This is a genomic window from Agrococcus sp. TSP3-2-1 (genome assembly GCF_049897585.1).
Classification (GTDB): Bacteria; Actinomycetota; Actinomycetes; order Actinomycetales; family Microbacteriaceae; genus Agrococcus.
This window is the reverse complement of sequence record NZ_JAFCWN010000003.1, coordinates 384,008-407,125: the sequence shown is the minus strand read 5'-3', so window position 1 is coordinate 407,125 and position 23,118 is coordinate 384,008. Positions and strand designations below refer to the sequence as shown.

Annotated in this window: 22 protein-coding genes and 1 pseudogene; 14 read left to right on the top strand and 9 right to left on the bottom strand. The window is 67.8% G+C overall.

Going from position 1 to position 23,118, the window contains the following annotated elements; translation table 11 throughout:
* Window positions 1-495: 495 nt before the first annotated feature.
* Complete coding sequence (locus tag ACP7BI_RS06725) at window positions 496-906, top strand: four-helix bundle copper-binding protein (RefSeq protein ID WP_026374351.1); 411 nt, start codon at window positions 496-498, stop codon at window positions 904-906.
* A gap of 379 nt (window positions 907-1,285) precedes the next feature.
* Here the strand turns inward: ACP7BI_RS06725 and ACP7BI_RS06720 are convergent, their stop codons facing one another.
* Both ACP7BI_RS06720 and ACP7BI_RS06715 read right to left on the bottom strand, forming a co-directional pair.
* Complete coding sequence (locus ACP7BI_RS06720; RefSeq protein ID WP_425844553.1) at window positions 1,286-2,503, bottom strand: MFS transporter; 1,218 nt, start codon at window positions 2,501-2,503, stop codon at window positions 1,286-1,288.
* Window positions 2,496-2,846, bottom strand: coding sequence for an ArsR/SmtB family transcription factor (locus tag ACP7BI_RS06715; protein WP_425844551.1), 351 nt, complete (start codon window positions 2,844-2,846; stop codon window positions 2,496-2,498). Before ACP7BI_RS06715 ends, ACP7BI_RS06720 begins: the two co-directional genes overlap by 8 nt.
* 452 nt (window positions 2,847-3,298) lie before the next feature.
* Here ACP7BI_RS06715 and ACP7BI_RS06710 point away from each other — a divergent pair.
* Together ACP7BI_RS06710 and ACP7BI_RS06705 are read left to right on the top strand one after the other, a co-directional pair.
* Window positions 3,299-3,679: pseudogene (locus tag ACP7BI_RS06710) on the top strand (four-helix bundle copper-binding protein); the annotation flags it as partial.
* Between the two features lie 478 nt (window positions 3,680-4,157).
* Window positions 4,158-4,478, top strand: a complete 321-nt coding sequence (locus ACP7BI_RS06705; RefSeq protein WP_021009515.1) for a metal-sensitive transcriptional regulator — start codon at window positions 4,158-4,160, stop codon at window positions 4,476-4,478.
* A 223-nt stretch (window positions 4,479-4,701) separates the two neighbouring features.
* On the opposite strand, the gene ACP7BI_RS06700 is transcribed toward ACP7BI_RS06705, so the two are convergent.
* The 5 genes from ACP7BI_RS06700 to ACP7BI_RS06680 are packed head-to-tail and all read right to left on the bottom strand — an operon-like array spanning window position 4,702 to window position 10,978.
* Window positions 4,702-5,427, bottom strand: a complete 726-nt coding sequence (locus tag ACP7BI_RS06700) for a PIG-L deacetylase family protein (protein WP_425844550.1) — start codon at window positions 5,425-5,427, stop codon at window positions 4,702-4,704.
* A gap of 42 nt (window positions 5,428-5,469) precedes the next feature.
* Complete coding sequence (locus tag ACP7BI_RS06695; RefSeq protein WP_425844549.1) at window positions 5,470-6,393, bottom strand: ABC transporter permease; 924 nt, start codon at window positions 6,391-6,393, stop codon at window positions 5,470-5,472.
* Window positions 6,390-7,364, bottom strand: coding sequence for an ABC transporter permease (locus ACP7BI_RS06690; protein ID WP_031223215.1), 975 nt, complete (start codon window positions 7,362-7,364; stop codon window positions 6,390-6,392). The genes ACP7BI_RS06695 and ACP7BI_RS06690 overlap by 4 nt, the downstream gene beginning before the upstream one ends.
* Window positions 7,365-7,397: 33 nt before the next feature.
* Window positions 7,398-9,059, bottom strand: a complete 1,662-nt coding sequence (locus ACP7BI_RS06685; protein ID WP_425844548.1) for an ABC transporter substrate-binding protein — start codon at window positions 9,057-9,059, stop codon at window positions 7,398-7,400.
* 5 nt (window positions 9,060-9,064) lie between these two features.
* The gene (locus ACP7BI_RS06680) at window positions 9,065-10,978 is read right to left on the bottom strand and encodes a dipeptide ABC transporter ATP-binding protein (RefSeq protein WP_425844547.1); all 1,914 of its coding nucleotides are present in this window, start codon (window positions 10,976-10,978) and stop codon (window positions 9,065-9,067) included.
* A gap of 702 nt (window positions 10,979-11,680) precedes the next feature.
* On the opposite strand from ACP7BI_RS06680, the gene ACP7BI_RS06675 reads away from it, so the two are divergent.
* The 3 genes from ACP7BI_RS06675 to ACP7BI_RS06665 all read left to right on the top strand — a co-directional run bounded on the left by ACP7BI_RS06675 (window position 11,681) and on the right by ACP7BI_RS06665 (window position 13,260).
* Window positions 11,681-12,043: a hypothetical protein gene (locus ACP7BI_RS06675; protein ID WP_425844545.1), complete on the top strand. Its 363-nt coding sequence runs from the start codon at window positions 11,681-11,683 to the stop codon at window positions 12,041-12,043.
* On the top strand, window positions 12,040-12,282 hold the full coding sequence (locus tag ACP7BI_RS06670; RefSeq protein WP_425844543.1) for a hypothetical protein: 243 nt from the start codon (window positions 12,040-12,042) through the stop codon (window positions 12,280-12,282). The genes ACP7BI_RS06675 and ACP7BI_RS06670 overlap by 4 nt, the downstream gene beginning before the upstream one ends.
* A 120-nt stretch (window positions 12,283-12,402) precedes the next feature.
* The gene (locus tag ACP7BI_RS06665) at window positions 12,403-13,260 is read left to right on the top strand and encodes a WD40/YVTN/BNR-like repeat-containing protein (RefSeq protein WP_425844542.1); all 858 of its coding nucleotides are present in this window, start codon (window positions 12,403-12,405) and stop codon (window positions 13,258-13,260) included.
* A 25-nt stretch (window positions 13,261-13,285) separates the two neighbouring features.
* Here the strand turns inward: ACP7BI_RS06665 and ACP7BI_RS06660 are convergent, their stop codons facing one another.
* A complete protein-coding gene (locus ACP7BI_RS06660) occupies window positions 13,286-14,452 on the bottom strand; it encodes an NAD(P)/FAD-dependent oxidoreductase (protein ID WP_425844541.1) in 1,167 nt (388 codons plus the stop codon).
* A 92-nt stretch (window positions 14,453-14,544) separates the two neighbouring features.
* Here ACP7BI_RS06660 and ACP7BI_RS06655 point away from each other — a divergent pair, with 92 nt between their 5' ends.
* From ACP7BI_RS06655 to ACP7BI_RS06630, 6 genes are all read left to right on the top strand, one after another.
* The gene (locus ACP7BI_RS06655) at window positions 14,545-14,757 is read left to right on the top strand and encodes a heavy-metal-associated domain-containing protein (protein WP_425844540.1); all 213 of its coding nucleotides are present in this window, start codon (window positions 14,545-14,547) and stop codon (window positions 14,755-14,757) included.
* Window positions 14,754-15,752, top strand: coding sequence for a heavy-metal-associated domain-containing protein (locus tag ACP7BI_RS06650; RefSeq protein WP_425844539.1), 999 nt, complete (start codon window positions 14,754-14,756; stop codon window positions 15,750-15,752). The genes ACP7BI_RS06655 and ACP7BI_RS06650 overlap by 4 nt, the downstream gene beginning before the upstream one ends.
* A 55-nt stretch (window positions 15,753-15,807) precedes the next feature.
* Complete coding sequence (locus ACP7BI_RS06645; RefSeq protein ID WP_211450217.1) at window positions 15,808-18,135, top strand: heavy metal translocating P-type ATPase; 2,328 nt, start codon at window positions 15,808-15,810, stop codon at window positions 18,133-18,135.
* A 10-nt stretch (window positions 18,136-18,145) separates the two neighbouring features.
* Window positions 18,146-18,466: a hypothetical protein gene (locus tag ACP7BI_RS06640; protein WP_208063772.1), complete on the top strand. Its 321-nt coding sequence runs from the start codon at window positions 18,146-18,148 to the stop codon at window positions 18,464-18,466.
* Between the two features lie 69 nt (window positions 18,467-18,535).
* Window positions 18,536-20,749, top strand: coding sequence for a heavy metal translocating P-type ATPase (locus tag ACP7BI_RS06635; RefSeq protein ID WP_425844538.1), 2,214 nt, complete (start codon window positions 18,536-18,538; stop codon window positions 20,747-20,749).
* Between the two features lie 23 nt (window positions 20,750-20,772).
* Entirely contained in the window at window positions 20,773-21,093 is a 321-nt protein-coding gene (locus ACP7BI_RS06630) for a metal-sensitive transcriptional regulator (protein ID WP_021009501.1), read from the top strand.
* Between the two features lie 190 nt (window positions 21,094-21,283).
* Here the strand turns inward: ACP7BI_RS06630 and ACP7BI_RS06625 are convergent, their stop codons facing one another.
* Window positions 21,284-21,481, bottom strand: a complete 198-nt coding sequence (locus ACP7BI_RS06625; protein WP_425844536.1) for a hypothetical protein — start codon at window positions 21,479-21,481, stop codon at window positions 21,284-21,286.
* 130 nt (window positions 21,482-21,611) lie between these two features.
* On the opposite strand from ACP7BI_RS06625, the gene ACP7BI_RS06620 reads away from it, so the two are divergent.
* Window positions 21,612-21,902, top strand: coding sequence for a DUF4287 domain-containing protein (locus tag ACP7BI_RS06620; RefSeq protein WP_425844534.1), 291 nt, complete (start codon window positions 21,612-21,614; stop codon window positions 21,900-21,902).
* Between the two features lie 110 nt (window positions 21,903-22,012).
* Complete coding sequence (locus tag ACP7BI_RS06615) at window positions 22,013-23,077, top strand: lipid II:glycine glycyltransferase FemX (protein ID WP_425844532.1); 1,065 nt, start codon at window positions 22,013-22,015, stop codon at window positions 23,075-23,077.
* The last annotated feature ends 41 nt before the right edge of the window (window positions 23,078-23,118 follow it).

The following is a 23,118-nucleotide window of genomic DNA, read 5'->3' as shown; positions in this document are numbered from 1 at the left end:
GGACGGCTTCCGCCATGGTGACGTGCAGCTCACGCGCGGTCTGCGTTGCTCGCGCGCGCAGCGCCGCACGAGTCGTGTAGAGGGGCGGAGCGCCGTGACGCACGGTGACTCGTGCACTCGCGCGAGCCTCGGCGCCCGTCATGGCGATGGCTTGGGCGGCACGCTCGCGCTCGCGCAGCGCTCGGCGGGTGGTTGCGCCCTCGGCGGGAGCGCACGACTCGACCGACGGTTCTGGGGCGGGGTTGGTCACGCTGGGCGGGTCCTCGATCGGCGTCAGGCGGGGTTCGCGAGCCGCACGAGCTGTCGGCGCATGCGACGCTCCAGGCAGTCGAAGAGCGCGCGAACCGCTCAAATGTAACGGATGGGTAACGATTTCGCCACCTGGGTGGCTTGGGCGCCCGAGTGGGAACGGACCCTGTGAGTTCACGGGGTGACGAGCACCGCCCCGGTGGGTTGGATGGATTGCATCACTCACCACGCTAGAAGGGGAGAACCATGACTCACCACGTAGAAGCGATGCTCGACACCTACCCGAGCGATCTCGGCGGCATCGACAAGCAAGCGCTCGCAGCCTGCATCGAGGCGTGCTTCGAGTGCGCACAGACATGCACGGCATGTGCTGACGCCTGCTTGGCGGAGGACATGGTCGCTGAGCTCACCAAGTGCATCCGGATCAACCTCGACTGCGCTGACGTATGTGAGACGACGGGCCGAGTGCTCTCGCGTCAGACCGGTTCCGACGCAGCCGTCATCCGCGCGCTCCTGGAGGCATGCCGGGCGGCGTGCAAGGCTTGCGCGGATGAGTGCGAGCAGCACGCGCAGATGCACGAGCACTGCCGCGTGTGCGCGGAGGCGTGCCGACGCTGTGAGCGCGCGTGCGCCGATCTCTTGGCCGCGCTCGGCTGAAGCGACCGCCCTCCAGCGTCTCCGCTCGCAGCGATGGTTCTACGAAGGTGACTGCGCTCGCTGGCTTGACGCGAAGGGACGAGTTGCGGAGGCCCCAGCAGTGGGCAGGGCGGCGAAGGAGGCAACGACGCCCCGCTTGCGCGGGCCGACGCACCGATGTCGCGATCGCCTACGCAGGCGGGAGCCTCGCCAACGGTTGCGCGCAACCCGTGCTGATGTGCTCAAGTGCGCCGAAGTCGCCGCGCTGGCGATCAGGATAGAGCTGCACCAGTTCCGTCCTGCTCGGCGCAGCCGCCAAGAGTCAGACGTCGAGCGCACGACGCCCGGCGATGGGTCACTCAGGTCGGCAACATCGGCCCGAACCGGCGAACCATGGTGGTCAGGCCTGCGGATGGACGATGGAGTGGCGGCGCCAGAGAAGCGCGGCGGTGGCGGTAGCGGCCGCGGTGACGATGCCGAGCAAGAGCGCCGTCCAGCCTACGCCGATCGCCGAGCCGAGGAAGCCCGCAAGGGGATAGGTCGCGATGAAGCATGCGTGCGACAGTGCGAACTGAGCGGCGAAGGCTGCGGGACGTTCGGGCGTCGAGGCATTGCGACGAACCAGTCGGGGCGCGGCTGTGAGGATGCAGGCGTTCCCCGCGCCCATCAACGCCCACACGGCAAGCAGGATAGGCCACACCGCGACAACACTCGTGCTCATGACCAGTGCCGTAAGGGCGAGCCCTGACACGGCGGCGATCCCGCCGGAGAGCATCACCGGCTTCTCCGGCAGGCGATCCAGGAGCTTTGGCAGCAGCAGCGCCACGGCCATCGACCCTGCGCCGTAACAGGCGAGCAGCAGCGCGACATCTGCTTGACCTCGACCGAGGTCGCCTTGCACGACGACGACCGTATTGACGATCACCATCGCCGTCGGCGCCGCGACCACCATGTTGAGTGCCAGGAGGACTCGCAACTCCGTGCTGCGCCAGAACACCCGCGCGCCTCGCGTGAGCCGTTCGAGGAAGCTCGCGCCCTCCTCGTGCGCAATCCTCGGAAAACGAGTCACGGCGACCAGTAGCGCAGAGAGGGCGAAGCCAGCCATCGTACCGAGGAAGAGATTGTTGTAGCTCATCACGGTCAGCAATGCTGCAGCTACCGCGGGACTCGCAAGAGACTCCAGGTCATACGCAAGACGCGAGAGCGATAACGCGCGCGTGTACTGGCGCTCGTCCGGTAGCACCTCTGGAATCACCGCTTGGAAGGCAGGCGTGAACGTCGCCGACGCTGCCTGCAGCAGCAGGATCAGCACATAGATCTGCCAGACTTCGGTCACGAACGGCAGCAGCAGCGCGACGCCGGCACGCACCGCGTCCGCCGAGATCAGCAAGGTCTTTCGCGGCACTCGGGAGGTCAGCGCTGTGATGACCGGTCCGAGGAACACGTACGACAGCATCTTGATCGTCAGCGCAGTACCCAGCACGATCCCGGCGTCGACGCCGGCCAGGTCGAAGGCCAGCAGGCCGAGCGCGACCGTCAGTAGACCTGTGCCCAGAAGCGCGACCACCTGCGCCGTGAACAGGTTCCGGTATGACGAGTTCCGCAGCACTTCAACCATTCGCGCGCTCTTCCGCGTGAGCGACTGCGAGCCCGAGTGAATGCCCGGCCTGATGCATCGCATCGAGGACGAGCTGCAAAGCATGATCATCGCTGCGCCGGTAGAAGACGCGCGTCCCTTCATGCCGTGCAACAACCATCCGAGCGAGCCGAAGCTTTGCGAGATGCTGCGAAACCGCGGGCGCCGTCTTGCCCACGGCCTCGGACAGTTCTCCGACCGCCAGCTCGCCGCCTCGCAGGGCGAGCAGGATACGCACGCGAGTCGCATCCGCCAGCATCGAGAAGATCTCGACAGCGAGCTCGACGTGGGCTTCGGCACTTGTCGTTTGCAGACTTGCATTCATGCGCAAACTCTACATCGCCGCAGTGCAACCTGTTGCGCCGTACTGGGATAGCGCATCCGACCGAGACTGCGCCTCCTCAAAGGTGCTGGTGTGGCCGGAGCTCGCGACGATGCGGCCGTCCCTGCGCGTGTCGCGGCCGCAGTAGCGTCCTCGCTGGTGCCGTCTCGGGTTCCCGCGGTGGTGAGAGCGGTTGGCGCTCGTCCCTCCAGGGCCGGTTCACTTCGCCTGACTGCATGCGAAACGGTCGGCTCGGTCGGCTCCGTCCCGAGCTGCACGCCGGAGTCGACATCGCCGCCGGCCGCGGCGCGCAAACGATGCCGCTGCCGACGGCGTCGCGAGGCTGCGTCGCCGCGCGGCACGCTGGCGAATCCCGGAGCCTTCCTGAGAGCGGGAGGCATGCCTCTGCGCTGACCGATGCCGCGCAACACTGACGACGATCGAAGGAGAGAGCCATGACTCACCACGTAGGAGCGATGCTCGACACGTGCCCGAAGGACCTCGGCGGTATCGACGAGCAAGCGCTCGCAGCTTGTATCGAAGCGTGCTTCGAGTGTGCGCAGACCTGCGCGGCGTAAGTTGACGCGTGCCTCGTCGCCGACTTACCATATGCATCCGCATGAACCTCGACTGCGCCGACGCTTGCGAGACGACTGGTCGAGTGCTCTGGCGTCAGACCGGTTCCGACGCAGGCGCCGTCTGCGCGTTCCTGGAGGCCTGGCGGGCGGCATGCAAGGCTTGCGCGGATGAGATGCGAGCAGCAGGCGGCGATACACGAGCACTCCCGGGTGTGCGCCGAGGCATGTCGGCGCTGGGAGCGCGCGTGCGCCGATCTCTCGCCGCGCTCGGCTGATCGGCGATCGCTCCTGAAGAGCGGCAGGGTGAAGCGCCGCCAGGCCGGCTGCTCGGCCGTGCTCCCTCCTCGGCCGCTGTGCGGGGCTGCGCGTGTCTCGTGGCGCCCGGTCAGTCAACGCGAATGGACAAGGTTGCGGATGTGCCGCAGTTGCAGCGCCAAGGCCGGACGATCGCGATGCTCGACGAGACGTCATCGACGCACCCCTTGCGCCAGCCGATGTCGGGTCCGCGCTCGGGATCAGCACCGATGTCGCGATCGCATGCGCAGACGTGACTCTCGCCAGCGATTGGGAGAACGGTTGTCTCCGTGATCGAGCGCTCTCGCGCCGCGCCCGCAAGATGAAGCTGTCTTACAATTGTCGTTGCGCCGAGTTCTCAGTTGTGCCGTCTCGATCTGCGGAGTGACGCCACGACCCGAGTCGTTCAGCATCGATGAGAGCATCCGGACCGGAGGGAACCATGACAGGCATCACGACGACAGGGACCGCCTGCGAGCTGGGGGAGCACGGTTACATCACTGACAAGGCGCGGTATCTCGCGCGACTCCGACGGATCGAGGGACAGGCGCGCGGCATCCAACGCATGGTCGACGAGGAGCAGTACTGCATCGAGATCCTCACGCAGATCGCCGCTCTCACGGGCGCGTTGCAGAATGTCGCCGTCGGACTTCTCGAGGACCACCTACGCCACTGCGTGACGGACGCCGCTCTGTCTGGCGGCGACGTCGCCGAGGACAAGATCCGCGAGGCGTCTCAAGCCATCGGTCGTCTCATCCGCTGAACCACCGATTCGGAGCAGCCTCTGCCGGAAGAAGCGATCGCGTGCGCGTCGTTGCCACGGCGCTCCCGGGATCGAACTAAGCGTCTCGTTCAACTCCCGGGAGCGCTGACCGGCGAAGCTCGCTGCTACGACAGCTTGCGGAACTCCAGCCCTTGACGAGCCGCTTGAGTGCCGTGCTGAGTTCCGGCTTTGTAGCCGTCCCGTTACGAGACGACCACACCCGTCACTTCACGAGGCGGTCGAGCAGGAAGGTGCCTTCCCGTCGGTACGGCTCGCCCAGCACAGCGCCGGAATGGGAGGCGAGTCCATTGCTGATGGCGAGCGCGGTGAAGAGCGCGCGTTGCCCCTCGAGGCCAAGTGTGTCGGTCTTCCCATCCGTCCACGCGGGCACGATGGATTTGAGGATCTCCGGGCTCGTGTCCGCCAGCCAATGCTCGGCACTGAAGGTGTTCTGCGATGTCAGCGTCGCGAGGGCGTCGAGCTTCTTCGGCAGGTGCTCGCCGATCTCCACGACGCAATTGGGGCGCTCCGGCGTCATGTAGTAGATCGTGGGCACAGGGTGCGGCTGATGTCCGCCGCACTCCTCGATCCGCCAGTCGCGCCCCGCCACCGAGAGCGCTTCTGCGTAGAGAATTGCGATCACTCTTCGGTCGGGGTCAAGGTCATGCTGCGCGTGTTCCGGGTCTTGCATGATGATGATGTCGGGCTTCACCCGACGGATGAGCGAGACGACCTTCGTCTTCGCATCGCCGAGGAAGTCGACCTCGCCGAACGCGACGTCCAAGAAGTCGACCTCAGTGGTGATGCCGAGTGCTTCGGCGGATCGGCCTACCTGCGGGCGACTCTCGTCGCGGCACATGAGCACGGCCGCGTGAACCGAGTCTCCGGCTGCGAGCGCGGTCGCGATTGCACCTCCGCACTCGACGATCTCGAGACCATAGCTGGCCATCATGAGAACTCTTGTCATCCTGTTCCTTTCTAACGGACGCCGTCAAGCACGGCGAAGTCGTGGATTGATCTTCTGCTCCAAGGCATAGCCGAGAAGCGCGAAGCCGAGGGCGGCGAGCATGATCAGCACGCCCGGTGGGAGCACCCACCACTGCCAGGCCGGGGTGAGAAAGGCTCCGCGAGCCTGCGCCCAGTACAGGACGGATCCCCAGCTCTTCTGGAGAGGGTCGCCGAGCCCGAGGAACGACAGCGACGACTCCAAGAGGATCGCCGCGCTCGTCGCCGCGACGAACTCCCCGATCGCCAGCAGGAACGTGCGCGGAATCACGTGCCGCCGGATGATGTAGGCGTCCCCGGCATTCATGGAGCGCGCCGCGGTGACGTAGTCGCGACGCGACAGGCTGAGCACCTGCGAGCGGATGACCCGTGCTGTCGGCGCCCAGATCAGGAACGCGATCACGAGGATCGTGTTGAGCACGCTGCGTCCGAGGTACGTGGAGAGCACAATGAGCAACGGCAGGAAGGGCAGCACGAGGACGACGTCAACGCCGCGCATGATGATCCCCCCCACCCGCGGGAAGTAGCCGCCCACGAGCCCGATGGTCGTGCCGATGAGCATGGCGGCACTCGCGGCGACGACGCCGACCATGAGTGACACCCGCGTGCCGAAGATCAGCTCGCTGAGGATGTCCTGTCCGACGTCGTTCGTGCCGAGCAGGTGTTCGGCACTCGGCGGCGAGAAGGGTGCACCGGCACGGATCGAGGGGTCGTACGGAGCGATCAGCGGCGCGAAGATCGCCACGAGCACGAGCGTGCTCACGATGATGGCGCCCACGGTGCCTATGACCCGAGTGAAGTCGCGTGGGGCAAGGCGCGTGGAGTCGCGCGGGGTGATGAACGTGCGGATGCTGACCGTCGGAACCCCGCTCGTCTTCGGTCGTGCCGGGGATGGGGTCTTGGGCGTCATGTCCTAGTCCTTGGGTCGAGGCGCGGATACAGCAGGTCGGCCAGGGTGTTGGCGATGAGCACGGCGATGGTGAACACGAGGAAGGTCGCTTGCATCACCGGGTAGTCCCGCGATGAGACAGCTTCGAAGACGAGCCGGCCCAGCCCTGGGTACGAGAACACCGTCTCGATCACGACAGTGCCGCCGAATGCGAATCCGAGCCGCAGTGCGATGACTGTGCTGACGGGGACGATGGCGTTGCGGACCACATGGCGGGAGAGCACCTGGGTGTTCGTGAGCCCCTTCGCCTGCGCTGTCCTGATGAAGTCCTCACCCATCACCGACAGGGTGGAGTACCGCATCGTGAGGAAGATGCCCGGCACGCTGAGGATCGTCAGGGTCAGGATGGGCATAGCGGCATGCGCGGCGACATCGACGATCGTCTCCCATGGCGACAGCGTCGCTCCGGGTGTCACAGCTCCATACGAGGGGAGCCAGCCCAGTGTCACGGAGAACAGCGCGACGAAGAGCATCCCGAGCCAGAACGACGGCGTCGATTCCAGGGCGATCATCGTGTTGAGACTGGCGACATCCGAGGCGCGGCCGCGCCGCCAGGCCGCAAGGACCCCCAATGCGATGCCGATGAGTGACGACAGCAGCAGCGCGGTCAGGGTGATCAGCAAGGTCCACGGCAAGCGATCGAGGATGAGCTCGCCGATCGGTTCGTTCATGCGGAACGACTTGCCGAAGTTGAATGTCAGAACGTTGCCCCAGTACCGGAAGTACTGGACGATCATCGGCTGGTCCAGCCCTGCTTCGCTGATGAGCGCCTGGCGCTCTTCCTGGGTCAGCTCAGACGGCTCGACGCCGGCGAGCAGCGCGAGCGGACTTCCCGGCATCAGCCGGGGGAGGAAGAAGTTGAGAGAGATGGCCACCGCGAGCACGATCGCGTACTGCCCGACTCGGGGTAGGAAGAATCGCCAGGGGCCCACAGTGGCCACCTCCTTCTCGTCAGTGCTCGACCGTCAGGGCCGCGCGTCGGCGGGGATGAAGGACAGCTTGTTGATCGGACCCTGACCGGTGATCGAAGTCCAGCCGTCGAATGCGGCAGGCGAGTGCCCGTAGAGCCCGTTCGGGTAGAGCAGCGTGATCAGCGGAAGCTCCTCGGCGATGAGCGCTTGGAGCTCATCGGCGACTGCCGCGCGCGCATCCGGATCCGACTCGGTGCGCAACTCGGCGGCCAGAGCATCAGCCTCGTCGCTGACATAGCCCATGATGTTCAGGTTTCCGAGGGTCGGGTCGCTGTCCACGAGCGCCCCCATCTGCCCGATGTCCGCCTGGGTGGGTGCGGACCACCCGAACACGGCCATGTCGTAGTTGCGTCCCAGCGCGACGTCGTACTCCGGCCACGTCAACTGGTCGAAGGCTTCCTGGTCCAGAGATGCGACCTCGATGTTCATCCCGATCTCGGCATACTGCGATGCCAGCAGTTCGGCGATCCTCATCCGAAGCGCGTTGCTCGACACGGCGAGCAGCTCGACCTCGAGCGGTTCGCCGTCGAGCTCGCGGACGCCGTCGCCGTCGCTGTCCGTGATGCCGGCGTCATCGAGCAGCGCATTCGCCGCGTCGACGTCGAACGTCGTCTCGACGCTCTCATCGAAGAAGGGCGACTCGGGGTGCACCCAACCCGCGTTCCCAGGGATCGCAGCGCCGAGATAGACATCCGAGACGAGCAGCTCGCGATCGGTTGCCAGATCCATCGCCTGACGGACCGCGACGTTCGAGAAGGGCTCCTTCTGCGTGTCGAACACCAGGAGCGTGGTGACGTACTCCGGGCCCTCGAGCACCGACAACCCCTCCTGCGAGTTCAGGACCGGGATCTGCTCCGGGGTGACAGAACGAGTGATCATGTCGACCTCGCCGGATCGGAGCGCGGCGACCGCGCCGGCGTCGTTCGCGAACTGGATGACCCTGATCTCCTCGACCGTGGGAGTGCCGGCGAAGTAGTCAGGGTTCATCTCGAACATGTAGCTCGTTCCCGGGTCCGACTCGACGAGTTGGTACGGGCCGGACCCGACGTTCGTCGAATCGTCGAACGGCGCCTCGTCCGGAGCGGGGATGCTGGACCAGATGTGCTCTGGCAGGATCGGTACCTCGGCGAGCGTGCGGAGCTCGAACGAGGCTGCTGGCTGGGTCAGCTGCACGGTCACCGTGTCGCTGTCGGCGGTGGCCGACTCGACGGCCGAGACGGCGGTCCGGAATCGGCCGGGAGGGCCATTCTGGTAGTAGTCGAAGCTGAACGCCACGTCCTCCGCTGTCAGCGGCTCACCGTCGTGCCAGACGGCGTCGTCGCGGATCGGCATCGTGTAGGTGAGACCGTCGTCCGAGATCGTGAGCTCCTCGGCCAACCAGGGCTGGGGAACGCCGTCCTCATCGATCTGCAGTAGGGAGTCGTAGACGAGGCCGAGCAGGTTGTAGCCGGTTGCGGTCTCGTAGGTGTGAGGAGTGATGTTGCCCTCCTGTCCGAAGTTCGCCATCCGGACGATCTCCGCGCCGCTCGGGCCCTCCGCTGCGGGATCGTCCGTCGGCGTCGCGCCGCCCCCGGCGGAACAGCCTGCAAGCAGGGTGGCGGTAGCGGCCACGGGGGCGATCAGTGCCCAACGTCGTCGTCGGTTGATTCGATGCATTGCCTTCACTCCGTTCTCTCATGTCGTGCCTCGGTCGAGGCGCTCGGTGTTCTCAAACCAGGTCTGGCGTCCGAGAGGTCTGACTCACCGAGGCGAACACACGCGACATCGTGACGCGGTGCCCGTGGCCTGAGCGCCGGCACGGCCGCATCGCACCGCCCGAGGACCGCGGCGGGGCATCGCGTGTGGAAGCGACAGCCAGCCGGCGGCGCGAGCGGGCTCGGAGGATCGCCCTGCAACGGGGTCGGCGGAGTTCTCCGCCTGGGATCCGGGACCGGCACGGCGGCGAGCAGGGCGCGAGTATACGGATGCTGGGGGGAGTCGAAGATGGCAGCGCGATCCCCGACCTCCACGAGTTTGCCCAAGTACATGACGGCCACCCGATGGGCGATGTCACGGATCACCGCAAGGTCGTGCGAGATCACCAGCAGCGAGATGCCGAGATCCGCTTGAAGGCGACGCAGCAGCTCGAGGATCTGGGTCTGGACAGTCACATCCAAAGCAGAGACCGGCTCATCGCAAACGAGCAGTGATGGCTCTAGGCTGAGCGCCCTTGCGATCGCGACCCGTTGCCGCTGCCCGCCGCTCAACTGATGCGGATACCGCGAGGCCAGTTGCGGGTCGAGCTCGACGAGCTCGAGGAGCTCGGCAGCGCGAGTCCGGCGGTCCGATGCCGACATCCTGTGGTTGATCAGCAACGGCTCTGTCACGATCTCTCGCACGGGGAGTCCCGGGTTCATCGATGATGAGGGATCCTGGAACACCAGCTGCGCGTTCCGCCGGAGGGCGCTCAGGGACGCCCGCTTGGCGCCGACGATGTCGTTCCCGGCGACTCGCACGGTGCCATGACGCGTCGGCTCCAGGCCCAGGAGCGCTCGCGCGAACGTCGACTTGCCGGAACCGCTCTCTCCTACGAGCCCCAACGTCTCACCGGCCCCGATCGAGAGAGAGACGCCGTCGACCGCTCGCACGACGCGATCGCCTCCGCGCAGGCTGCGCTTCATCTGGTAGGCGACCTCGAGATCTCGGACCTCGACTGACGCGGCTGCGGCGGCCGTGCTCGGTGTGGGCAGCTCGCGCAGCGGCGCGTCCAGGCGCGGCATGCTCCGAAGCAATTCGGACGTGTACTGCTCCTGTGGGTTGGCGAAGATGTCGACGCACGTCCCGTGCTCGACGACGCGCCCGCTCTGCATGACGGTGATCTCATCGGCGATCTGCGCCACCACGCCGAGGTCGTGGCTGATCCAGATGGTCGTCATGGACCGCTCCGCTGTGATGCGTTGCACCAGCTTGAGGATCTGCGCCTGAACCGTCACGTCCAGAGCTGTCGTTGCCTCATCGGCTATCAGCACCTTCGGTTCCGCGGCGAGGACCATCGCGATCATGACGCGCTGGCGCATGCCGCCAGAGAATTGGTGCGGATACTCCTTCACGCGCCGCTCCGCCTCTGGGATGCCCACCTCCGCCAACAGTTCAGCGGCCCGCTTCCAGGTCGCCCGCGCCGCCGTGCCACGATGCGCGGTCATGGATTCCAGGATCTGCGCTCCGACGGTCTTGACCGGATTCAAGGACGAGAGCGGATCCTGGAAGATCACGCCGATCTCGGCGCCGCGCACCGCTCGCAGCTCGGCATCGGTGCCGTTCACCAGCTCCGCTCCCTGATACTGGATCGAGCCGGTGACGCGCGCTTCAGTCGGCAGCAGTCCGAGCACGCTCATCATCGTGACGCTCTTGCCGGATCCAGACTCCCCGACGATCGCATGCGTCGTGCCGGCACGGACGTTGATGCTGACGTCGCGCACAGCGTGGATCTCTTCGCCGCCGGTGTGGAAGGAAACACTCAAACCAGTGATCTCCAACGCCACGGGGCGGTGAGCCAGCGCTGTCGTCGAGTACGCATCTGCTTCCGGGTTCAGCATCGCAGTCCTTTGCATCTCGAAGATCGGGCTCGTGTCGAGCCGGCTCGTCCAGCGAACATTCGGTTCGTCATCGAGCCGCTTGCTTGATACCACCCGGGGGTATGCCACGACGGTACACGGGAACACGAAGAATGCGAAGCATCTGATCGAATCGCGCGTTGCGAGCTCCCGACGACGAGTCGCGGCGGGCTGCTGCTGGGCTTCGGAATCGAAGCCAGACGGCGGGTATTCAAGCCGTGCGACAGCCCAGACGCCCACAGGAATGAAGCGCAGCCTCAGTGTTCGTCGTAGATCGCTGCGCGATCGTGGTGAGCCGACCAGGAGCGGCTTCGAAATGAGCGCGAAGCGCAAGAGGCGCGCGAGAGCGAGCTGCCCTCGCAGATGCGCTTGGGGCACGCTGGTGAAGCCCCCGCGCGACCAGGGCGACGCTGTCACTCGAGTGCTACTCGAGGTTCACCTCGCCTATCTGCAGCCAGAGCACCATGCTGGAGCCCGGTCCGAACAGCTGCGGCGACATCGACCGGCGAGCCTGCACCGCGAACACTCGGCGCTGGCGGGTCGCTCGTTCCGTGGGATGGTGGAGGCATGCCCACGGCATGAGCTCCGATGGCCCAGAAACCGCCGGTTCCAGCCTATGAGCCGGAGACCGGGAGTCTTCGGCGTCGGTGCGAAGACGAGAAGGGAGTGCCGATCATGGCGACGATGAAGCACGACGATGAGCACCAGCATGAGCGAGGAGGTCACGTCGAGGACAAGCATCAGTCCAGCACCGGTGCGAAGGCATACCTCCGCTTCGCCGCCATGATCCTTACCGGCATGGTCATCATGTACGGGGCGATGTACGCCGGCTCCTGGGAGTGGGGCGACGTCCGCTGGAGCGAGAGCCGCCTGTTCATGGCATTGACCATGGGCGGCGCGATGGCGCTCGTCATGCTCGCGTGGATGCTGCGGATGTACAAGAACCCGAAGGGCAACATCGCGGTGATCGCGGTCAGCGTGCTGCTGCTCGGGGTGGCATCGTCCTCGACCGCACGCAGGCCACGGTCGATGACACTGATTTCATGAGCGCGATGATCCCGCACCACTCCCTTGCCATCACGCGCTCCGAGCGCGCCGGCATCGAAGACGTGCGGGTGTGCGAGCTGGCGGTCGAGATCAGCGAGGCGCAGCGGCGGGAGATCTTCGAGATGGACTGGCTCATCGGAGACATCGAGACCAATGGCGTGGCGAGCACGCAGGGAGAGGCCGAGGCTCGTCCCGTGCCGGCATATGAGGAGCCGGCAGAGCGCCAGTGCGCGAGCTGACTGCAGCATCGACCGCGTGGTTGGCGCAAGGCTCTGCTCCTGCACCATGCAGGCATTGATGCCGAGTAGGGCGCCGGCGCCCCCGCCCCTTTCAGCAACCGCTTCGAGAAGGATGGGTCTGTGCAGCATCATCGATCACCGAGCCGCCGGCGCGTCGGTGCGGCCGCTGCGCTCTCCGCCGCGATCGTGCTGGCCACCACTGCGTGCGCCGCCACGGGCGCGACCGCGGCGTCCCTCACGACGGACAACCACATCCATAAGCTCATCCCGAGCGAGGACGGGTTGTCATTGCTCGTCGGCACCCACAACGGACTGTTCACCGTCGACCTCGGTTCCGGTGATGTGGTCGGCCCAATGGGCGAGCACGTCATCGACCTCATGGGCCTGACCCGCGCCAATGGTGAACTGCTCGCCTCCGGCCATCCCGGAGCCTCCGGGCCACAGCATCTGCAGGGGCCGAACCTCGGCTTGATCAGGAGCTCCGACGAGGGCGAGCGCTGGGAGGCCGTGGCGCTCGAGGGCGTGGCTGACTTCCACGCGCTCACGTACGACCGGTTCGCGGGTGCGGTCGTCGGTGCGCACGCGGGTCAGATCCTGATCAGCGACGATATGGGCGTGTCCTGGCGCGAGGGCGCCGCCGAGGAACCCTACGACCTGCTGGCCACCAGCGACGGACTGCTGATGACGAGCATCGCCGGTCTCGGCGTCAGCACCGACATGGGTCAGAGCTTCCAGCCGGTCGAGGGCGCCCCGCCCCTGGTGCTGCTCGCCGGCTCCGAGGACACGGTCATCGGTGTCGACCTCGTCGGCACGCTGTGGCGATCCGGCCCTGCGCAGCGGTGGACGGCCGAGGGCACGACTCCAGAGCAGATCCACGCCCTCACACTCCTGCCCGACGGCGAGGTGATCGTGGCGACCGAGTCCGGACTGCAGCGCACCGGTGACCTCGGCCAGACCTGGCAGTCACTCATCCCCTGAGCGCAGGCCGCGGTGCGGTCGGTTCCTACCGGCCGCCCGCGAGCTGGGTCTTGATGGCGAGGATCTCGGGTGCGGTCGAGAGCCCGACCGCGCCCGTCAGATTGCCCTCCCTGTCACGGAAGGTCGTGATGAGGCTGCCGTCGGGGGACGATGCCGTATCGATGACCGGATCCGGAGCCGCGGCGCCGACACCCATGATCGACAGTCCGTGCACCTGCAAGCTGAAGCCGGATACCGGGCGATACGGGCCCGGGTCCTCACCTTCACCGAGATCGTGCATGATCGTCCGCGCGGCATGGGCGCCCTGCGCAACTGCGTCGTCCCAGTGGTCGATGCGGCGCAATGTGCCGTCCGGCATCGTGTGCGCTGAGGCCGCGCCGGCCGCGTACACCCGGGGGATCGTGATCGACCGCAGGCGGTCGTCGACCCTGATGCCCTCAGCATCGCTGGACGCCCATGACGTATCGGGCGCTGTCCCTTGGGCCACGATCACCAGTTCAGAGGGCAGCTCGCTGCCATCGTCGAGCCGCACGCGGGTTCGCGACCCCGACGGCGGCAGGACGATCACGGCACGGCCGAAGTGCGCGGTGACGTGCTCGGCGTGCAGGTCGCTGAGCCGCGTTGCGATCGGGCGCCCGAGCACACGCGCGAGTGGCACGTCGGATCGCGCCACCAGATGCACGTCGGCTCCTGCCGTGGCGAAGTAGCTCGCGACCTCCGACCCCACCAGCCCGGCGCCGAGCACCGTCACGGTGCGCCCCGTTGGATCACCGCCGACGTGGTCGCGGATCCGCATGGCGTCGTCCGCGCTGTGCAGTTGGAAGACGCCTGTCCGTTCGCGGTCGAGCAGCGGCCGTGGCGTGCTCCCCATCGCGAGCAGCAGGGCGCGGTAGGTCGGCGTCCGGCCGTCCTGCAGGCGGACGGCGCACCGATCTGCGTCAACTGCGGTTGCGCGCCCGTGCTCGAGCTCGACACCGAGCGGTGACAGATCCTTGAGCGCAGCCTGTCCCACGGTGAGCAGGCCGGGCAAGATCCCCTTGTCGACCAGGGTGCGGTTGTATGGCGGATGCGGCTCGCCATGGACGACGTGCACAGAGCCGGCGAAGCCGAGGTCGCGCAACATCACCGCTGCCGAGTGACCGGCGGCCCCGGCTCCAACGATCAGCACGTCAGGCTCGAGCATCGACATCATGGTCACTCCTTGACCGCATTTCCGACCGGGTATATGGTCAAGGCAAATCAATACCCCCCAGGGGTACCTTGTCAAGCGAGAGGGAAGACACCATGAGCAGCTCCGAGTTCAAGGTCACCGGCATGACCTGCGGCCACTGCGAGGTCGCGATCCGCGGGGAAGTCGAGCAGGTTGCGGGGGTCGAGAACGTCCAGGTGAGTGCACAGACCGGCCGGCTGGTGGTCGCCGGCTCGCAGTCCATCGACGACGCAGCGATCCTCGCCGCGGTCGACGAGGCTGGCTATGAGGCAGCCCCGCTGCGATGAATGCACCGGCCCGGTTGGGCATGTACGGAGCTGGCCTCGTGCTCGCCTTTGGTGCGACGTTCACCATCGCCGGCGCATTGGCTCCCGATGACGCCGCCGCCAGTTGGTCGCACGGCGACCGGGCCGACCACGGTGATCCATCCTCCGGTATGGCAACACCATCGCAGACGGCGCAGCGAGCAGAGGAGGTGGACGTGACCGGCGTGACCATCGCCCGATCGGGTCTCACCATGGGACCGATCGCAGCGCCTGCGGCGACGGGCGAGACGGGTTCGCTCTCGTTCCAGATCCTCGACCGCGTCGGCGAACCGCTGACCGAGTTCGAGACCGCTCACGGGAAGGATCTGCATCTGATCACGGTCCGTGCCGACGGCAGCCAGTACCGTCACGTGCATCCGGGGCTCGATCGGACGACAGGGACCTGGTCGCTGCCGTGGAGCTGGGACAGCGCTGGCAGCTACCGGGCGTACGCGGACTTCGTCACCGCTGACGGGACCGCCGTCACGCTCTCCCGCATGGTCGACGTCGCAGGCACCCTCGAGCCGCAGCCTGCGGCCGCCGTCAGCAAGCGCGACACCGTCGACGGCTTCGACGTGACGATCACCGGCGAGCTCGCGGCGGGCGGTGCGAGCGACCTGAGCGTCGAAGTGACCCGAGACGGTGATCCCGTCACCGACCTCGAACCGTATCTCGGAGCGTTTGGCCATCTGGTGGCGCTCCGCCAGGGCGACCTCGCCTATATGCACGTGCATGCCCACGGCGACGAGCCGCAGCCCGGGGATGTCGCGGGCCCGGAGGTGGCGTTCACCGCAGAGACGCCGACCGTCGGCCGGTATCTGCTGTATCTCGATTTCCAGGTCGATGGACAGGTGCACACTGCGCAGTTCGTGCTCGACGCGATCGCTTCGACGGACACCGCGGTCGCCACGGAGGAACCCGTTGGCACTGATGGTCCGGAAGACACCGACGGCGACGCTGAGCACGACGAGCACTGACTAGGAATCCGTTCCGGATGCGCGCTGCGCCCGGTGCACCGACGAGGAGACGTTCATGACCGACTTGCAGCCGACGGCCGCGGATTCCAGCGTGGAGCTGGAGATCGGCGGGATGACATGCGCGTCCTGCGCGATGCGGATCGAGAAGAAGCTGAACAAGCTCGAGGGTGTCACCGCGACCGTGAACTACGCGACGGAGAAGGCGAAGGTCTCGGCGCCCGCCGACTTCGACCCTGCGGTGCTGATCGCAGAGGTGGAGAAGACCGGCTACACCGCAGCGCTTCCCACCCCTGAGCAGCCCGCCGCGTCAGACGACGACGGCGAGACGCCGGATGCGGAGCTGATGAGCCTGCGGCACCGGCTGATCGGGTCGGTTGTGCTCACCGTCCCGGTGATCGCGATGGCGATGCTGCCGGTGCTGCAGTTCACTTACTGGCAGTGGCTGTCGCTCGCGCTGGCGGCGCCGGTCATCGTGTGGGGAGCATGGCCGTTCCACAAGGCGGCGTGGACGAACCTGCGGCACGGAGCCGCGACGATGGACACGCTCATCTCGATGGGGACGAGCGCCGCACTGCTGTGGTCGGTCTACGCCTTGTTCTTCGGCACCGCGGGCATACCCGGCATGACGCACCCGTTCGAGCTCACCGTCGCACCCAGTGATGGTGCCGCGAATATCTACCTCGAGGTCGGCGCGGGGGTGACGATGTTCATCCTGGCTGGCCGCTACTTCGAGAAGCGCTCGAAGCGGCAGGCCGGCGCCGCGCTGCGCGCGCTGCTCGACCTGGGCGCGAAGGACGTCGCAGTGCTCCGCGATGGCGTGGAGATCCGGATCCCGACCAGGGATCTCGTGGTCGGCGACGAGTTCGTCGTCCGGCCGGGCGAGAAGATCGCCACCGATGGCACCATCATCTCCGGCACGTCGGCCGTCGATGCCTCCATGCTGACCGGCGAATCCGTGCCCGTCGAGGTCGGGGAGGGCGACACCGTCACGGGAGCCACCGTCAACGCCGGCGGCCGACTCGTCGTGCGCGCGACGCGCGTCGGCTCCGACACGCAGCTGGCCCAGATGGCGAAGCTCGTGGAGGACGCGCAGTCCGGGAAGGCCGAGGTGCAGCGCCTGGCCGACAAGATCTCCGGCATCTTCGTGCCGATCGTGATCGTCATCGCCGTGGGCACACTGGGCGCCTGGCTCGGGGCGGGGTTCCCCGCGGCGGCCGCCTTCACCGCCGCCGTCGCCGTGCTCATCATCGCCTGCCCATGTGCCCTCGGGCTCGCGACCCCGACCGCGCTGCTGGTCGGGACCGGCCGCGGCGCGCAGATGGGGATCCTCATCAAGGGACCCGAAGTGCTCGAGTCCACGCGCCGCATCGACACCATCGTGCTCGACAAGACCGGCACCGTGACCGCGGGCAAGATGACGCTCACCGATGTGCACACCGCCGTCGGCACCGACCGGAGCGAGCTGCTGCGTCTCGCCGGCGCGCTGGAGGACGCCTCCGAGCACCCGATCGCGCAGGCCATCGCGAAGGCCGCCACGCAGGAGCTCGGCGCACTGTCCACCCCGGAAGGCTTCACGAACATCGAGGGCAAGGGCGTGCAGGGCGTCGTCGATGGACATGCGGTGATCGTCGGACGCCCCTCGCTGCTAGCCGACTGGTCCATGCATCTGCCTGCCGATCTCGCCGAGGCGAAGGACGCCGCCGAGCAGCAGGGGAAGACCGCGATCGCCGCCGGCTGGGACGGTCAGGCGCGCGGCGTGCTGGTCGTCGCAGACACCGTCAGGCCGACGAGCGCGGCCGCCGTGGCGCAGTTCAAGCGCCTCGAGCTCACGCCGGTGCTGCTCACCGGCGACAACCAGGCGGTCGCCGAGCGGATCGCGGCCGAGGTCGGCATCACCTCGGTGATCGCGGAGGTGCTGCCGCAGGACAAGGTCGACGTCATCACGCAGCTGCAGCGAGAGGGCAAGTCCGTCGCGATGGTCGGCGATGGCGTCAATGACGCCGCTGCCCTCGCCCAGGCCGACCTCGGTCTCGCGATGGGCACCGGTACCGATGCCGCGATCGAAGCATCCGACCTCACGCTCGTCCGCGCCGACCTGCGCAGCGCCGCCGACGCCATCCGGCTCTCCCGGAAGACGCTCGCCACCATCAAGGGCAACCTGTTCTGGGCCTTCGCCTACAACGTCGCGGCGATCCCGCTCGCGGCGCTCGGCCTGCTCAACCCCATGCTCGCCGGCGCGGCGATGGCGTTCTCCAGCGTCTTCGTCGTCGGCAACAGCCTCCGCCTCCGCCGCTTCAAGAGCGAGGCGGTGGACCCCACACCGACAGCCACGACCGAGCCGGAGCCTGCAGCTCGGTCGGCAGCCGTCACCACCCATCACTGAGAGGAACTCCATGTGCGACACCGGTCACGACCACAGCCACGGCAGCCATGACCACGCCGGCGACCACGAGGCTCACAGCCACGGCAACCATGACCACGCCGGCGACCACGCGGCTCACAGCCACAGCCACAGCGCCGATGCGCACGGGCAAGGTGCCGCGGCCGGTGACATCGCCGAGTGCCCGGTCATGCCCGGCAGCACGATCCTGAAGGGCGACGCCGAGGCCGCCGGCCTCGTCCGCGACCACGACGGCGAGCGCTACTACCTGTGCTGCGCCGCTTGCGGACCGCTCTTCGACGCCGATCCCGCGAAGTACGCTTCCGTAGCCTGAGCCGCGTCGTGCCGGACCTGTTGCGAGAGAGGTCCGGCACGGCTTCCTCGAACTCGAGAGGATGAGACCATGACCCACCCGCACGCGCATCAAGGCCACCCGACGGATCCCTCGGAGGGCACCGCGCACCCCAAGCATCAGTCCCATGGTGCGCACGATCGGATGGGTGGGCACGCGTCGGCAGCGACCGACGGTGCTGTGGTCCGCGAGGCTCACGGCGACGAGTCGCACGCCGGCCACGGTGGCCACGAGCGGCACAGCGGGCACGAGCAGCACCGCGGCCACGGTGATCATGGCGATCACGGTGATCACGTCGGGCAGTTCCGCCGGCTGTTCTGGATCATGCTCGCCCTGGCGATCCCGACCGTGGCGCTCTCTGGGATGTTCGCCATCGTGCTCGGCTACGAGCTGCCGGACGTCTCCTGGCTCGCGTGGGTCTCCCCGGTGCTCGGCACGGTGATGTACGTGTGGGGCGGCAAGCCGTTCCTCGTCGGTGCGCTGAGCGAGATCCGCGCGCGCAAGCCGGGGATGATGCTGCTGATCGGGGTCGCGATCACGGTGGCGTTCGTCGCTTCCTGGGGCGCGAGCCTCGGCGTGCTGCACCACGAGCTCGACTTCTGGTGGGAGCTCGCGCTGCTGATCGTCATCATGCTGCTGGGGCACTGGATCGAGATGCGCTCCCTAGCGCAGACCACTTCCGCTCTCGACTCGCTCGCCGCCCTGCTGCCGGACGAGGCGCACCGCGTCGACGGCGACAGCGTCGTCGTGGTGTCCCCCTCCGAGCTCGTCGTCGGCGACGTCGTCGTGGTCCGCCCGGGCGGCAGCGTGCCGGCCGACGGCAAGATCGTCGATGGCCGAGCCGCCATGGACGAGTCGATGGTCACCGGAGAGTCCCGCACCGTCACTCGCGCGGTCGGCGATCCGGTCACCGCGGGTACGGTCGCCACGGATTCAGGCATCCGCGTCGAGGTGACCGCGACCGGCGACGACACCGCGCTCGCAGGCATCCAGCGCCTCGTCACGGAGGCGCAGAACTCCACCTCCCGCGCGCAGCGCCTCGCGGACACCGCTGCGGGTTGGCTGTTCTGGTTCGCGATCGCAGCGGCAGCGATCACGGCGTTCGTCTGGTCGGTCGTGGGGCTCCCGGATGCGGCCGTGATCCGCACCATCACCGTGCTCGTCATCGCCTGCCCCCACGCGCTCGGCCTCGCCATCCCGCTGGTGGTCTCGATCGCGACGGAGCGAGCGGCGCGAGGCGGCGTGCTCGTGAAGGACCGCCTCTCGCTCGAGAGCATGCGGATGGTCGACACCGTGCTGTTCGACAAGACCGGCACCCTCACGAAGGGCGAGCCGACGGTCACCGAGGTCGCCGTCGTCGATGGACAGGACGCGGATCGCGTGCTCGCGCTCGCGGCGGCCGCGGAGTCCGACAGCGAGCACCCGCTGGCCAAGGCCATCGTCGGAGCCGCCGCCACGAAAGAGCTCGCGGTGCCGCGCAGCAGCGACTTCTCCTCCTCCGCGGCAGTGGGCGTCACCGCGAGGGTCGACGGGACGACCGTCCGCGTCGGCGGTCCCTACATGCTCGCCGAGGAATCCGCGAGCGAGCTCGGCATCGCCGACGAGTGGCGCACCCAGGGGGCGATCATCCTGCACGTCGTCCAGGACGGCGCGGTCATCGGTGCGCTGCGGCTCGCGGATGAGATCCGCTCGGAATCCCGACAGGCCATCGACGCGCTGCACGCGCTCGGCGCCCAGGTGGTCATGATCACGGGCGACGCCGAGGCGGTCGCGCAATCGGTGGCGCAAGAGCTCGGCATCGACCGGGTCTTCGCGGGTGTGCGCCCGGAGGACAAGGCGGCGAAGGTGCAGGAGCTGCAGCACGAGGGGCGGAAGGTGGCGATGGTCGGTGACGGTGTGAACGACGCTCCGGCACTCGCGCAGGCCGACGTCGGACTCGCGATCGGCGCCGGCACCGATGTCGCGATCGCGTCAGCCGGAGTGATCCTGGCCAGCGATGATCCGCGCTCCGTGCTCTCCGTGATCGAGCTGTCGCGCGCCGCGTACCGGAAGATGAAGCAGAACCTCTGGTGGGCGGCGGGCTACAACCTCATCTCCGTTCCGCTCGCGGCGGGCGTGCTCGCCCCCATCGGATTCGTGCTGCCCATGTCAGTGGGCGCCATCCTGATGTCGCTCTCCACGATCATCGTCGCGCTCAACGCGCAGCTCCTGCGCCGCCTGGACCTGCGGCCCGAGTCCACTGCGCGCGCAGTGCTCCAGCGATGAGCACGACAGAGCGAGAGGCGAACATGAAGGAACCCGGTCAGGGCCTCTCGCAGTGCGACGAGGGAGAGCACGGCTACATCACCGACAAGGATCGATACCTCGCTCGGCTCAGGCGGATCGAGGGGCAGGCTCGAGGCATCCACCGGATGGTCGACGAGGAGCGGTACTGCATCGACATCCTCACGCAGATCTCCGCCCTGACGGGCGCCCTGGAGAACGTCGCCGTGGGGCTGCTCGAGGATCATCTCCGGCACTGCATCGCCGATGCCGCTCGCTCGGGTGGCGACGTGGCCGACGAGAAGATCAGAGAGGCATCGCAGGCCATCCAGCGGCTCGTCCGCTGACCATTGCCCGGCAGGTCGTGTGCAAGGCCCGCAATCGCGGCGACCAGACCATGGGACCACCGGGCGCGGTGCGGTCGCGACTCGGGTGCCCACCGCATCCGCTTCCATCGACCCGAGAGCGGGCGGATGCGCATGTCGGCGACCGAATGTCCGCCCGCGAAGGCACGGCCGTCGACGGCCGCGCGCCGCATCAAGCCGAGCGGCGCGTGTCGCGAGCGTCCCGCCGGGTGTGCAGCATCGCCTCGACCTCGGCGCAGAGCTGCTGGTGGAGCTCGGCGATCGGGCCGGATCGCGGTCGAGGTCCCAGGAGCTGGAGCTCCTCGAGCAGGCTGCGCAGTCGCACGCCCTCGTCTCCAGCGCCGCCCTCCATGCCGTGCGCGATCGTCATGGAGCCGACCGTAGCGACGGCGGCCCGCTCGCGGTGCGGGTTGCGGGGTCCTTGAGAGACAACGATGTTGCCCTTGAGCGCGCAGCGAGACGGGCGTGACGCGCGGGCCTGCGGCGTGCAGAATGCTTGCATGTCCTTCCAGGCGTACCTCGACGCGATCGAGGACAAGACCGGCCTCACGCCCCGCGAGCTCGTCGAGCTCGCGAAGGAGCGCGGCTTCGACGCCCCCGACGTCAAGGCGGGCCAGATCCTCGAGTGGCTGCAGGCCGACTACGGCCTCGGCCGCGGGCACGGCATGGCGCTCGTGCACGTCATCAAGAAGGGCCAGCAGATCGACGCGAAGCACGTCGGCTCCACCGGCTCGCACCGCGACGAGAGCGACACGCTCTGGCTCGACGGCAAGGCGACGAAGCCCGCGTGATCCCGGCTCCCGCGCTCGACGCGGGTACGATCGAGGGCGGTGCGAGCGCGCCGGGGCCATCCGCCCGAGCGCCCCACCGCATCCGCCCCCATCGACCCGAGAGCGAGCGCATGAGCATCTCCGCGACCGAGCCCACGCCCGCGAAGGCCACCGACGGGGTCGCGTGGGACGCGCAGGTGCTCGAGGGGCAGCCGCGCGCGCACTACATGCAGTCGGATGCGTGGGCGCGCACCCGTGAGGAGAGCCCCTGGAGGGCGCTGCGCGACGTCGTGACGGTGCCGACGACGGGCGGCGGCACGCGCGAGCTGCCGATCCAGCTGTTCGAGCGCTCCGCGCCGCTCGCCGGTCGCATCCTCTTCCTCCCGCGCGTGAGCGGCATCGACGCCGCCGCGGTCGACGCGATCACGGCGCGCGCGAAGGCCTACCCGAAGCGCTGGTTCGGCCTCAAGATGGAGACCTTCCAGACCGAGGATCCCGAGCTCATCGCCGCCTTCGAGCGCAACGGCTGGGTGCGCGCCGCCTCGAGCCAGTACCAGCACGCGGTCGCGGTCGACCTGTCGGGCTCGCTCGACGAGGTCGCCGCGCGCTTCAAGAAGCGCGCCCGCAACAGCTACCGCGCGGCCGAGAACAAGTTCGGCGTCACCGTGCGCAAGACCGAGATGACCGCCGAGAACGAGGCGGAGATGCACCGCCTCATCGGCGAGACGAAGGAGCGCTCGGGCGGCTACTTCCGCCACCCCGAGTACTTCCAGCGCATCTGGGACGTCTACAAGACCGTCGGGCAGGGCCACTTCTACGTCGCCGAGTACGAGGGCGAGGTGCAGTCGATGGCCTTCGTCATGCGCTTCGGCGACACCGCCTGGTACAAGGACGCGGGCTCGATCCGCGAGAACGCGAAGATCTTCGCGCCCTACCTCATGCAGTGGAAGATCATGCAGGACCTCCACGCGCAGGGCGTCACGCTCTACGAGCTCGCGAACATCCCAGACCCCGCCGAGTGGGAGTCGAGCGACATCCGCGGCCTCTACACGTTCAAGACCGCGTGGGCGCCCGAGCCGGTGAAGTACATGCCGACGTTCGAGCTGCCGCTCACCGGCCGCTACCAGCTCTGGCACAAGGCGGGCCGCTGGCTGCGCGCCGTCTACACGCGCCGCACGGGCGACGCCTGGTTCTAGGCGGCAGTTCGCGGGTTCCCCGCAGTGTCACCCGGTCGAGG